Origin of the sequence: Nonomuraea ceibae (assembly GCF_019396325.1) — a bacterium.
In the GTDB taxonomy this organism is placed as follows: domain Bacteria; phylum Actinomycetota; class Actinomycetes; order Streptosporangiales; family Streptosporangiaceae; genus Nonomuraea; species Nonomuraea ceibae.
Map to the genome: position 1 here is coordinate 102,786 of NZ_JAHKRO010000011.1, position 12,355 is coordinate 115,140.

Genomic DNA, 12,355 nt, shown 5'->3' on the forward strand with positions numbered 1-12,355 from the left:
GACGACTGAGCACCGGGATCAGCCGGGCCAGCGGCTGGTCCCGTCGGGCACGCTGGCCAGCAGGTCGCGCGTGTAGGGGTGGGCGGGCTCGTCCAGCACCCGGTCGACGGGGCCGCTCTCGACGCACTCCCCCGCCTTCAGCACGTACAGCCGGTCGGCGAGCTGGCGGACCACGGCGAGGTCGTGGGTGATGAACAGCATGCCGGTCGACAGCCGCTCGCGCAGGCCGGCGAGCAGGCCGAGGACCTGCGCCTGGACGGAGACGTCGAGGGCGGAGACGGGCTCGTCGCAGACGAGCAGCGCGGGCTCGCCGGCCACGGCGCGGGCGATCGCGACGCGCTGGCGCTCGCCGCCGGACAGGTTGGCGGGGCGCAGGGCGGCCAGGGCGGGGTCGAGGCCGACGAGCTCCATGAGCGCGGCCACGTCGGCGGGGCGGCCGTCGGCGACGAGCGCCTCCTTGAGCGTGGCGCCGACCGTGCGGGCGGGGTTGAGGGTCGAGTACGGGTCCTGGAAGATCATTTGTGCCGTGCGGCGGGCCTGGCGGACGGCCTCGCGCGACATGCGGGCGTAGTCGGAGCAGTCGCGTCCGCCCAGCAGGATCGTCCCGGCGTCGGGGCGTTCGAGGCCGGTCACGCAGCGGGCCAGCGTGGTCTTGCCGGAGCCCGACTCGCCGACGACGGCGACGATCTCGCCCGGGGCGACGGTCAGGCTCACTCCGGCCAGCGCGGGCCTGGCCGAGCCGGGGAAGGTCTTGCGCAGGCCGCGGAGGTCGAGCACCGGCTCAGAGGCGGTCCGTACGGGCGCGGCCACGCCGAGCGGGGGCGCGGGGGCGGCGGGCAGGTCGCCGGCCCGCACGCAGGCCGACAGGCGGCCGGCGTCCCCGGCAGGGCGGAGCGGCGGGACGCTCGCGCGGCACTCGGCCAGGGCGAGAGAGCAGCGGTCGGTGAAGGCGCACTGCCCGGCGACCGCGTCGTGGGCGGGGACCGAGCCGGGGACGGCGGGGATGGCGGCCAGGCGGCGGTCGGCGGGCGGCTCGGCGGCCAGCAGCGCCCGCGTGTAGGGGTGGCGCTGCTCGCGCCGCAGGTCGGCGGCCCGGCCCACCTCCATGACGCGCCCGGCGTACATGACCACGACGCGGTCGCACATGCTGAACGCCAGCCGCAGGTCGTGCGTGATGAGCAGGAACGTCATGTCCCGCTCCCGCTGCACGCGCCGGATGAGGGCCAGCACCTCCCGCTGCGTGGTGGCGTCCAGGGCGGTGGTCGGCTCGTCGGCGAGCAGCACGCGGGGCGCGGCGGCGAGCGCGGCCGCCAGCCCGACGCGCTGGCGCATGCCGCCGGAGAGCTGGAACGGGTAGCGCCCGGCCACGTCGGCGGGCAGCCCCACCTCGGCCAGCAGCCGGGGCACCTCGGTCTTCGGGTCGGCGCCGCGCGGCAGCCCGTCGGCGATCTGCTTGCCGGCCTTGCGCAGCGGGTTGAGCAGCGTGAACGGGTCCTGCATGAGCAGGGAGACGGTGGAGCCGCGCTGCCGCCGCTGGGCGCGCGGGTCGTCGTCGACGCGCCGCCCGCCGACCTCCACCAGCCCGGACGCCGCCAGCCCGGCGGGCAGCAGGCCGAGCACGGCCCGCGCGGTGAGCGACTTGCCCGATCCGGACTCGCCCACGATCGCCACCGACTCCCCCGGCGCGACGTCGAACGACACCTCGGAGAGCAGGGTCCGGCCGGTGGCGGGCTGGCGTACCGACAATCCCTCGACGCGCAGCATGTCAGCGTGCCCTTCCGCGCCGGTCGACGCGCTCGTGCAGCCAGTCGCCCACGATGTTGAGCGCGGCGGCGGTGGCGATGACGGCCAGGCCGGGGGCGATGACGGCCCACGGGTTGGCCAGGAGTTGGGTGCGGTTGTCGGCCAGCGTGCGCCCCCAGTCGGGCGACCCGGCGGCCACGCCGAGGCCGAGGAAGGACAGCGACGACAGCGACACCAGGGCGTAGGCGAAGTTGAGGAAGGCGTTGGCCAGGGCGACGGAGGCGATGTTGGGCCAGATGTGGCGGGTCATGATGCGCCAGGCGGACAGGTTCTTGAGCACGGCGGCCTCGATGTAGGGCCGGTGGCGCTGTTCCAGCACGGCGCCGCGCACCACCCGGGTGTCGGTGGGCGCGAACAGGACGACGAGCACCGCGATGGCCAGGCCGTAGCCGCCGCCGAGCACTCCGGCGACGACGATGGCGACGAGCAGCGCGGGCAGCGAGAACATCAGGTCGGCCCAGCGCATGGCCAGGGTGTCGGCCCAGCCGCCGAAGTAGCCGGCGGTCAGCCCGATCAGGTTGCCGATGAGCATCGAGCCGGCGGCGACGGCGAACGCGCCGGGCACGGCCGTGCGCGCCCCGGCGATGAGCAGGTCGAGCACGTCGCGGCCGAGGTCGTCGGTGCCGAGCGGGTGGCCGGGGCCGGGGCCGGTGATGCCGGTCATCAAATCCTGGTCGGTGGCGCCGGGCACGAGCCAGGGCGCGAACGCGGCGGCGGCGGTGACGGCGGCGAGCACGGCCAGGGCGGCCCACACGCTGATCGGGGTCCGCTTCACGACGCGCCTCCGCCGAGCCGTACGCGGGGGTCGGCGAGCGCGTACCCGATGTCGACGAGCAGGTTGACGGCGGCGATCAGCAGGGTGAGCAGGAGCGCGAGCGCCTGCACGACGGGCACGTCCTTGAACGTGACCGAGTCGACGAGCAGCGATCCGAGGCCGGGCAGCGCGAAGACGACCTCCACGAGCACGGTGCCGGCCAGCATGCCGGTGACGACGAGCCCGGCGGCGGTGAGCATCGGCACGAGCGAGTTGCGCAGCGCGTAGCCGAGCACGACGGGCGCGGCCAGGCCGCGGGCGCGGGCGAAGACGACGTAGTCCTGGTCGAGCTCGCGGACGAGCGCGGCGCGGCTGAAGCGCAGCAGCATGCCGACGGCGCCGACGGCCAGCGCGGCGGCCGGCAGCGTGAGGTGCCAGAGCTGGTCGGCGAGCCCTTCGCCGGTGCCGTAGCCGGGGAACCAGCCCAGCCACCCGGCGAACACGACGAGCAGCAGCAGCCCGACGGCGAACGGCGGCGCGCTCAGCCCGGCGACGCCGGCCGTCACCACGAGCCGGTCGGCGGCCCGGCCGCGCCGCAGCGCGCCGAGCACGCCGAGCGGGATGCCGGCGAGCGCGGCCAGCAGCGTGCCGTAGGCGGTGAGGGCGAGCGTGAGCGGCACCCGGTCGGCGAGCATGCCGGAGACGGGGGCGCCGGTCCTGATGGAGGTGCCGAGGTCGCCGCGCAGCACGTCGCCGAACCAGCGCAGGTACTGCACGGTGACGGGGTCGCCGAGGTGGTAGCGGGCCTGGATCGCGGCGATGGTCTCGGCGGTGGCGGGCCGGGTGCCGAGCAGCGTCTGCTGGACGGAGCCCGGCGCGAGGTAGAGCAGCCCGAACACCCCCGCCGACAGGAGCAGCACCACGACGGCGGTGCCCGCGAGCCTGCGCAGGGCGAAGCGGCCCCACCCCATCACAACACCCCGCCCCCGGTCAGCCAGCCGATCACGCGCTCGGCCGCGTCCGCGCGGTGCGCGTCTTCCACCAGCTCGTGACCCTCCCGAGGGTAGACGACGAGCTGGGTGCTCACTCCGGCCCCCGACCAGGCGCGATAGAGCTGTTCGGCCTGGCCGACGGGGGTGGTCCGGTCCTGGTCGCCGTGCAGGACGAGCGTCGGGGTGGTGACGTTCGCGGCGTGATGGACGGGCGAGCGGGCGGCCAGGAACTCGCGGCCCTCGGGTGTGGCCGGGTCGGCGCCCGCGTGGTAGAGCGGGTCGAAGCCGCCGCCCAGGTTGCTGCCGGTGGAGAAGCTCAGCCAGTCGCTCACGCCCGACAGCACGACCGCCGCGCGGAAGCGCCGGGTCCGGGTGACCGCCCAGGCGGTGAGGTAGCCGCCGTAGCTCAGGCCCATGATCGCCATCCGGTCGGGGTCGGCGACGCCGGTCGAGGTCAGGTGGTCGACCCCGGCGAGCACGTCGGCCAGGTCCGCCTCGCCGAACCGGCCGATGACGGCGCGGGCGTAGTCCTGGCCGCGCCCGCTGCTGCCGCGCGGGTTGGGCAGCAGCACGGCCGCTCCGGCGTGCGCGAGCGGCACGGCGAGCTGGTTGGACTCGGCCGGCGCGAACGAGCTGGACCACAGCCAGGTGGGCCCGCCGTGCGCGATGACGACCAGCGGCCGGGGCCCGTCGCCCGGCGTGGTGAGCAGCAGGCCGGAGACGGGCAGGCCGTCGTGGCCGGTCCAGGTGATCTCCTCCTGGCTCACCGCGAGCCGGGCCAGGGCTGCGTTGAGCGCGGTGACCGGCTTCCAGTCGCCGTCGGCCAGCGCGGCGACGGCGACCTCGGGCGGCTGCCCGGGGCTCTCCCAGCAGGCCGCCACCAGCGTGCCGGACCGGTCGGGCGACAGGGACGGCTGGCCGTCGCGCCCGCCGATCGTGCCCCGGGCGGTCCAGCGATGGATCACCCGGCCGCCGGTGTCGAGCACGCCGCCGTGCACGCCGGTGCCGTCCCAGCCGGTGAACCAGAGCGTCCGCTCGTCCAGCCAGCCGAGGTCGGTCACGTCGTCGATCTCGCCCAGACGGCTCACGCCGCCGCCGTCCAGGTCCACGTACAGGACGCGCCCCGAGACGATCGACAGGCCCTCGACCACGACGGCGGCGCGCCCGCCCGGGGCCAGCCTGGGCCTGCTGAGCTGCCACGCGGTGCGGTGCAGGGTGCGAAGGCCGGTGTCGTCGATCAGGTCGAGGCGGGGGCGGTAGTAGCCCGCCGGGGTCTCGTCGGCGGAGGTGACCGCGAGCGCGCGGCCGTCGCGCCAGTCGGCGTCCCACACCGTGGGCGCCGGCAGCGGCCGGGGCGTGGCGTCGCCGACACGGAACCGGACCAGCCGCCGCAGCCGCCCGCCCGGCACCCGCACGAACGGGTCGCCCGGGTCGGGCACGCGCAGGCCGAGGTGGCTGCCGTCGCGCTCGCTGCCGGGATCGGCCAGGCGGACGAGCACGGTGCCGTCGCCGCCGGGGATCAGGTCCTCGATCTCGCCGGTGACGCGGGCCTGCCAGAGCGGCTCCAGCGTGGTGCCGTGCCTGACCTCGACCCGGTCGCCGCCGGCCGCGAGCAGCAGGCGTCCGTCGGGCAGCCAGCGGGTCAGCGCCTGCGGCTCGCCGCCGGGCACCGGCCGCCGCTCGCCGTCGAGGGCCAGCACGTACGCGCGCGTCCCCAGCACGCAGGCCACGCGGTCGCCGTCCGGGTGCAGCGCCACCGACTCCGGGTAGCGCAGCCCGGCCAGCTCCCGGTGGACGTCGAGCGGCCCCATCAGCGGGCGGTCACGTTGGCGGCCCACGGGCCGACGAAGAAGTACGGGCCGAACTCCCCGGTGGTGACGGCCGGGCCGAACGCGGTCGCGGCCTCGCCCCACCACAGCGGCTGGTACGGGACGTCGGCGGCGGCCTTGACCAGGGCCTGGCCTAGCAGCTTGCCCCGGGCGGCGTCGTCGGTGCTCGCCTTGGCCTCGTCCAGGAGCCTGCTCACCTCGGCGTCGTCGTACTCGGCGATGTTGGTGCCGTTCTCGCCTCGGGCCGAGCGGTGCAGGAGCTGCTGGGCGTACTCGGCGGGGTCGCCGGTGGTGGCGAAGTACCAGCCGAGGTAGATGCCGGAGGCGTGCTTGCCGAGGTCGGCGATCCACTGCTCCAGCGGCACCTCCTTGACCTCCAGCGTGATGCCGAGGCTCTTGAGGTTCTGCGCCAGGGTGAGGGCGGCGCGGCCGAGCTGGGGGCCGCTGCTGGGGTAGGAGAGCACGTCGGTGAAGCCCTGTGGGGTGGCCGACCGCGCCAGCTCGGCCTTGGCCGCAGCCAGGTCGAACCCGTACTGGGGGATGCTCGCGTACAGGGCGGTCACCTCGTCGGGCGGCAGCACGCCGCCCCACTGGGCCGGGTCGGGGATGGTGGCGGCGACCTGGGCGTGGCCGCGCAGCACGCTCCTGACGACGCCCTCGCGGTCGATGGCGTGGGCGACGGCCTTGCGGACGTGGATGTCGTCCCACGGCGCCTTGGCGGTGTTGAAGGCGAGCGTGACGAGGGAGCGGTCGGCGGCCGTCCTGAGCTCGACGCCGGAGATCGTCTTCCACTGGTCGATCTGCTCGGCGGGCACGTTGAGCGCGACGTCGAGCTCGGCGCCGCGCATGGCGAGCAGCCGGGTCGACTCCTCGGGGATGAAGTCGATCCTGATCTGCCGGAACGGCGCCTTGCCGCCCCACCAGCCGTCGTTGCGCTCCAGCGTCACGTGGGAGTCGGGGGCGAACTCGGCCACCTTGTACGGGCCGGTGCCGAGCAGTTTGCCCTCGGGGGTGCCGATGCGCTCGCCGGTGGCCTGGATGAACTTCTCGCTCGTCACCAGGAGCGTGCCGGGCGAGGGCGTCCAGGCGAACGACGCGTCGGGGTTCTTGAGCCTGATGGTGATCTCGGCGTCGCCGGTGGCCTCGATCGTCTCGACGCCCGCGTAGGCGTAGGCGAAGCCGCTGGTGGAGCCCTTCTTGGCGTGCAGGTCGAGGCTGGCCAGGACGTCGGCGGCGGTCATCGGGCTGCCGTCGGAGAAGGTCACGCCCTTGCGCAGTGTGTAGACGTAGGTGGTGGCGTCCTTCCTGGTCCAGGATTCGGCCAGGGAGGGCTGGAGGCTGCCGTCGCGGCCGACGCCGACCAGGGCCTCCTGGACGAGCAGGGCGACGACGTAGTTCATGATGCCCGACTCCTTGGCGGCGTCGAGCGAGCCGATGGACGACGGCAGCGCGACGCGCAGCACGTCCTGACTCTGCCGCTGCGGCTCGGCGCCGCCGGGGGCGTCGTCGCTGCCGCAGGCGGCCAGGGCCGCGAGACCGCCCACGAGGGCGGCCGCCCGCAACAGAGAGCGCCGGGAGAGGGGGAGTTCGGTCACCGGTGGACCCTACTTTCACGTGTCCGGTCAACCCGCCTAGCTGCAGTGTCTACCGGTAACATCCAATTGGCACATGAGAGTATTCGCTGCCTCGCCCGCGGGTCAAACCCACCGTTCGAATGGGGAATACATGATCACCGTCTACAGCGCCCCCTGGTGCGGCCACTGCCAGCGCCTCAAGGGACAGCTCGGCCGGGCCGGCATCCCCTACGCCGAGGTCGACGTGGACGCGACGCCCGGCGCCATCGAGCTGATCACCGAGCTGGGCGGCGGCTCCTGGCTCATCCCCACCGTCGTGCTCCCGGACGGCTCCGCCCTCGTGAACCCCTCGATCCAGGAGATCCAGGAAGCGATCACAGTTCGATAACACGCGGTATTGGGCCTCCGGAACGATGCATCCTCGTTTCTGGAGGGACAATGCCCGATATCGCAATGCTCTCGGACGCTCCCGCCAATTGGCGCGGCGACCTTCTCCAGTTTCGGCGTTACGTCGACCCGCTCGTTTCGGTCATCACCAATCCCCAGACGGAAACACCCTTTACGATCGGTGTTTACGGCGCGTGGGGCAGCGGGAAATCCACCCTGCTCGACATGGTGAACGAACGGCTGCTCGACCGGCACGGCGACGCCTTCGTCCGGGTGCACTTCAACCCCTGGGTCCACCGGCGCGAGCCCGAGATGCTGCTCCCCCTCCTCAACGCGCTGCACGACGAACTCGACAAGGACCCCGCCCGCCGCTTCGCCGGCACCGTCAAACGCCTCGGCCTCATCATGCTCAACCTCGCCGCCGACGAGATGCTGAAGAAACTCAGCCTGACCTCGGTCAGCGTCGAGAAGATCGGCAACCTGGCCCGGCAGTACGCCGAGATGCGCGGCCGCGTCGACAGCCAGACCGGCCGCCTGCGCGGACTGCTCCAGGAGGAGGCCGACCGCCTCGCCGCCCAGGGCAAGAAGATCGTGTTCTTCGTCGACGACCTCGACCGCTGCGAACCCGACCAGATCATCGACGTGCTGGAGTCCATCAAGCTCTTCCTCGACCTCAAACACGTCTTCGTCCTGATCGCCCTGGCCAAGGACGTCGTCAACCGCGGCATCTCGGTCAAGTATCAACCGTTCGGCTTCCCCGAGGCCGACCACGCCGCCATCGGCGACGACTACCTCGACAAGATGATCCAGCTCCCGCTGCACCTCTACCCGCTCGGCCCCGCCGAGGTCGGCCGCTTCATCCACGCCTCAGGCCCCGGCGCCCTCGCCGCCAGGCACGCCGCCACCCTGGAGAAGATCGTCACCCCGAACCCCCGCAAGATCAAACGGGTGCTCAACCTCCTGCGCGTGACCGAGGCGGTCATCGAGGCCACCCCCGGCCTCGCCGCCCTCCACACCGACCTCATCGTCCGCCTCGTCGTGCTCCGCGTGCAGAGCCCCGACCTGTTCGCCGACGTCGTCCGCCACCCCGACCTCCTCGTCGCGCTCGAACTCGTCCACCAGGACCGGCTCGTCCTCGACGTCGCCCAGGGCTTCCAGACCCGCTTCCGCGGCCGGGCCGACCAGATCCAGCACCTGGCCAGGGCCTACCACGGCAAGCACGACTTCTACCCGCACCTGTTCACCGGCTCCGCCTTCGAGGCGTCGGCCGCCGACCTGCCGGCCTACCTCACGATGATCGGCGGCTGAGGCATGGACATCGGCGAGGTCCGCTACGAGCTGTACGGCCTCCGGTCCGGCAACCCGTACGTCTGCCGCCCGCTGGACGCCGTCAGCCTGGACGCCGACCACGAGCTGTTGCTGCCGCTGGCCGGGTTCATCCAGCTGCCCGCGATCGAGACGGCCGTGCGGGAGGCCGCCGACGCCGGGCGCCCGGCCTTCTTCCTCATCACCGGGGTCGGCAAGAGCGGGCGGACCTCGCTGGCCAACCACATCATGCACCTGTATCGGAAGGCCACCTCGACGGGCCCCGGTCACACGTTCGTCACCCACCGCGCCGGGCGCACCGACATGACGCACGACGCCTACGCCATGATGTGCTCCACCCTGCTCTCGCTGCGCAATAGGATGAACGCCGCAGCCATCAGCGTCCCGCCCGACCTGCGCGCCCGCTTCACCGAGCTGAGCCGGCGCACCACCGCCGACCGGATGGACGACTACGACCTCCAGGACATCGCCGGTTCGATCGGCGCCACGTTCGCGGGCCGCGAGGCGGGCTTCGGGGTCTGCTACGAGGACGTGTCCACCAAGAAGCTGATCACCCTGGCGACCCGGGTCTTCGAGGACACGGCCTGCGTCGTCGTGTTCACCGTCGAGACGTACGACCACGCCAACACCGTCCAGCTCACCAAGGCGGACCGGGAGCAGTTCGCCGGCCATGTCGTCGACCTCGGCACGCTGACCCCGGAGCAGATCTGCGAGCTGGCCACGGGCCGCTGGAACGGCCGGCCGCCCTCTCCCTTCCAGCCGGAGGGCGTCAAGAGCGCCTTCAGCGGACGCCCGTACACGATCGGCCAGGCCATGCGGCACCTGCAGCTGCTGCTCGACTTCCGGCTCAGCGAGTACGACAAGGACGATCCCTGGCCCACCGAGGGGCTGCACATGAGCGAGAGCTGGTTGCGGCTCAGGATGTGGCAGGGCGAGAAATGGAACGCGGGCTAGGAGGCTCCCATGGCCGGTCACCCCACGAGGAACCCGTTCCCCGCGCGCGGCACCTCCAGCGCGGAGGAGACCTCACGACGCGACTTCCGTGACGACTGGGCGCGGCACACCCCGACCGCGCTGCTGCCCGGCGTGCGCGGCGCGGTCCGTCTGTCCGGCGAGTACCTGCGCGCCTTCCGCGGCGGGGCCGCCGGCGAGGGCGGCCTCGGCTGCCTGTACGGGGCGCACGGGGTGGGCAAGACGCACGCCGCCCGGCACATGATGGCGCAGGCCGGACGGGAGGCTCCCGAGGCGGTCCAGCTCTACCTGCGGTTCCAGGAGGACGACTTCGTCGCCGCCTACCGCCGGCTGGTGTCGCAGCTTCCGCAGACGCTGCTGACGGATCTGAACGAGCGCTACCTTGACCGGGTGTGGGAGGACCTGGTGGCCCGGGCCGGCGACCCGGATCTGGTCCCGTCCGGGCAGGTGCTGGAGGAGCAGGCCAAGGAGATCTCCGCGGTCGCGGGCAACGGGGCCGAGTTCCAGCGGGCGCTGTCGTTCCTGGCCAACCCCGGCTTCTCCGAGGCCGCCTACGACTGGCTGTGCGGCAGGCCGATCAGCACGGAGGCGGCCCTGGCCATCGGGGTGCGCGGGCAGCTCGACGACCCGGTGATGTGCCGCTACGGCGTGCAGTTGCTGACGGCGCTGATGACCGGGAGCGGCCGCCCGTTCATGGTGGTCCTGGACCAGTGCGAGAAGTTCCTCCTGGAGGACGGCGACCCGATCCCGGCGAACGTGGGCCTCCTGCAGAGCCTGGTCGAGGCGATCCCCCGGGCCGGCGGGATGCTGCTCCTGGTGACCAGCGAGGCGGGCTGGGACTGCGTGCCGCCCGACTTCCGCCAGCGGATCGGCGCCGGCGCCGTGCGGCTGCTGCCGCTCACCCCGGACGAGGCCAGGCTGGTGCTGTCGGCGTATCTCGCGACCCCGGCGCCGGACATCCGGCCGTTCACCGACTCCGGCCTGCTGGCGCTGCTGCGCCACAGCGGCGGCAACGTCCGCCTATTGCTGCAGCTGAGCTGGGCGAGCTTCGAGGACGCCGAGCCCGGCGCGGCCGTCGGCGCCACGGCGGTCGACGCCGCGGCGGCCCGGCACGGCCGCTCGCCCGACCTCCCGGGGCTGGAGATGCTCGTGGAGGCGAAGCTGCTGGCCGCCGGGCTGACGGCGGAACGCGGCAGGACCGACGGCGGGACGACCGAGTTCTGCTTCCCCGGCGGGCGCGCTCCCCGCGCCGTGATCAGGCTGAGCGAGGCCATCTTCTTCGACGACGAGGCGGCGCGCGCGACCGAGCTGGTCCGCCTGAGCAGGAAGGCCAGGTCGGGCGGCAACCCCGTCTTCACCGCGCTCGTCGTCACCGGTTACGTCAGCCCCGCCGTGCTGGACCACCTGCGCAAGGCCGTGCACCGGGTGCTGGTGGCCGACGGCTCGGCCGTGTTCTCGCGCGGGCTGGACGCGGTCCTGGCGGAGATCGGCCACGTGCTCGCCGGCGACGAGCAGCCCGTACGGGATCCCGGTGAGCTCGACGAGACCCTGCGAGCGCTGACGGCCTCGCTGGAGCAGCTGAACTCCGTACGCCGCGAGGAGGCCGTCACGCTGCAGCGGAGCCTGGCAGAGGTGGCCGATCGGCTCGAACGCGGCGAGGAGAAGCCGGCGTCCGGCTGGCCGGCCAGGCGGGCGGAGCTGGCGGCGGCGATCGCCGAGGCCAGGCGGCGGCGCGCGACGTCCGACTGGGAGGAGTTCCGCAAGATCCGCGACGCGGTCGTGCTGTTGCGGCTGAACCGGATCAGGTGGCTGGCCGTGGCCTTGACGGCGGCCGTGGCGCTGGCCTTCGTGACGCTCGCGACCGCGGCGCAACACCCCGGCCTGCTCGGGGCCGGTCTGGGGGCGGCGCTCGTCGCGGCGGCCGTGGCCGCCTACCACGGGAGCCGGTTGATCACCTCGCGCATCCGTCTCGCCGCCGTGCCGCTGGAGTCCAGGCGCGAGCTCGACCTGATCGCCCGGGAGCTGCGGCGGTACGCGGACCCGCGCTCCGCCGATCCCGTCTGCCGCTACGCCTACGCGCTCACCGAGGACCCGGACGACAACTACCGGCGGCTGGCGACGGCCATGCTGGGCGAACCGCTCGCCCTCGTCCGGCAGGCCATCGGCCACCGGATGGCCGTGACCGAACGCTCCCCCGCGGACTGCGTGCCGGAGGTGCAGCGCGGGCTGCGCGAGCGGACCCCCGAGGTGCTGCTGCTCCTGGCGCGTGCCCAGCGGCACAGCGAGGTGGACCGGCCGCCGCGGGTGCTGCGCGACCTGCCTCCCGAGCTGCGCGTGCTGGTGGCGCTGGCCAACCCGGGCGCGCCCGACCTGGCCGACGGCGCGATCTCCCGGCATCCGGCGGAGCTGGTGCTGGCCGCGCTGGGCGTACGGGGCCCCGGGCACCCGCTGGCCAGGGCGCGCGGCGGGCCGCCCGGCAGCGTGCCGATCGAGATCCCGCGCAACGAGCTGAGAGCGGCGGCGCATCTTCTGTCGCCCCTGGAGCCCGACGGGCTCGGCACCTACGACTGGCTTCCGCTCGTCGCCGAAATCGACGGCCTGTACCTATTCTTCGAGGAATTGCTCTACCACCAGGAAGAAATGACTTCCAACCGGCCCAAATCTTGACTTGTCTTCCCTGTCGTGAGAGATAGGGAGGGGCGTAGCGCACAATCCGCG

General features: G+C 73.4%; 9 protein-coding genes. 4 read left to right on the forward strand and 5 right to left on the reverse strand.

Annotated features, from left to right (window positions below):
• Positions 1–18: 18 nt before the first annotated feature.
• The 5 genes from KME80_RS10625 to KME80_RS10645 are packed head-to-tail and all read right to left on the reverse strand — an operon-like array spanning position 19 to position 6,973.
• A complete protein-coding gene (locus KME80_RS10625; RefSeq protein WP_219503462.1) occupies positions 19–1,764 on the reverse strand; it encodes an ABC transporter ATP-binding protein in 1,746 nt (581 codons plus the stop codon).
• 1 nt (position 1,765) lies between these two features.
• Positions 1,766–2,578, reverse strand: coding sequence for an ABC transporter permease (locus tag KME80_RS10630; protein ID WP_219503466.1), 813 nt, complete (start codon positions 2,576–2,578; stop codon positions 1,766–1,768).
• Entirely contained in the window at positions 2,575–3,528 is a 954-nt protein-coding gene (locus tag KME80_RS10635; RefSeq protein ID WP_219503469.1) for an ABC transporter permease, read from the reverse strand. The genes KME80_RS10630 and KME80_RS10635 overlap by 4 nt, the downstream gene beginning before the upstream one ends.
• Positions 3,528–5,387, reverse strand: a complete 1,860-nt coding sequence (locus KME80_RS10640; protein WP_219503472.1) for an alpha/beta hydrolase family protein — start codon at positions 5,385–5,387, stop codon at positions 3,528–3,530. The genes KME80_RS10635 and KME80_RS10640 overlap by 1 nt, the downstream gene beginning before the upstream one ends.
• The gene (locus KME80_RS10645; RefSeq protein ID WP_219503475.1) at positions 5,360–6,973 is read right to left on the reverse strand and encodes an ABC transporter substrate-binding protein; all 1,614 of its coding nucleotides are present in this window, start codon (positions 6,971–6,973) and stop codon (positions 5,360–5,362) included. Before KME80_RS10645 ends, KME80_RS10640 begins: the two co-directional genes overlap by 28 nt.
• Positions 6,974–7,103: 130 nt before the next feature.
• Between KME80_RS10645 and KME80_RS10650 the strand changes: the two genes are divergently transcribed.
• The 4 genes from KME80_RS10650 (at position 7,104) to KME80_RS10665 (ending at position 12,304) form a co-directional block, all read left to right on the forward strand.
• Positions 7,104–7,340, forward strand: coding sequence for a glutaredoxin domain-containing protein (locus KME80_RS10650; RefSeq protein WP_219503493.1), 237 nt, complete (start codon positions 7,104–7,106; stop codon positions 7,338–7,340).
• 65 nt (positions 7,341–7,405) lie between these two features.
• Positions 7,406–8,647: a KAP family P-loop NTPase fold protein gene (locus KME80_RS10655; protein ID WP_246644500.1), complete on the forward strand. Its 1,242-nt coding sequence runs from the start codon at positions 7,406–7,408 to the stop codon at positions 8,645–8,647.
• A 3-nt stretch (positions 8,648–8,650) separates the two neighbouring features.
• Entirely contained in the window at positions 8,651–9,619 is a 969-nt protein-coding gene (locus KME80_RS10660; protein ID WP_219503499.1) for a hypothetical protein, read from the forward strand.
• A gap of 9 nt (positions 9,620–9,628) precedes the next feature.
• The gene (locus KME80_RS10665; protein ID WP_219503502.1) at positions 9,629–12,304 is read left to right on the forward strand and encodes a P-loop NTPase family protein; all 2,676 of its coding nucleotides are present in this window, start codon (positions 9,629–9,631) and stop codon (positions 12,302–12,304) included.
• Positions 12,305–12,355: the final 51 nt, after the last annotated feature.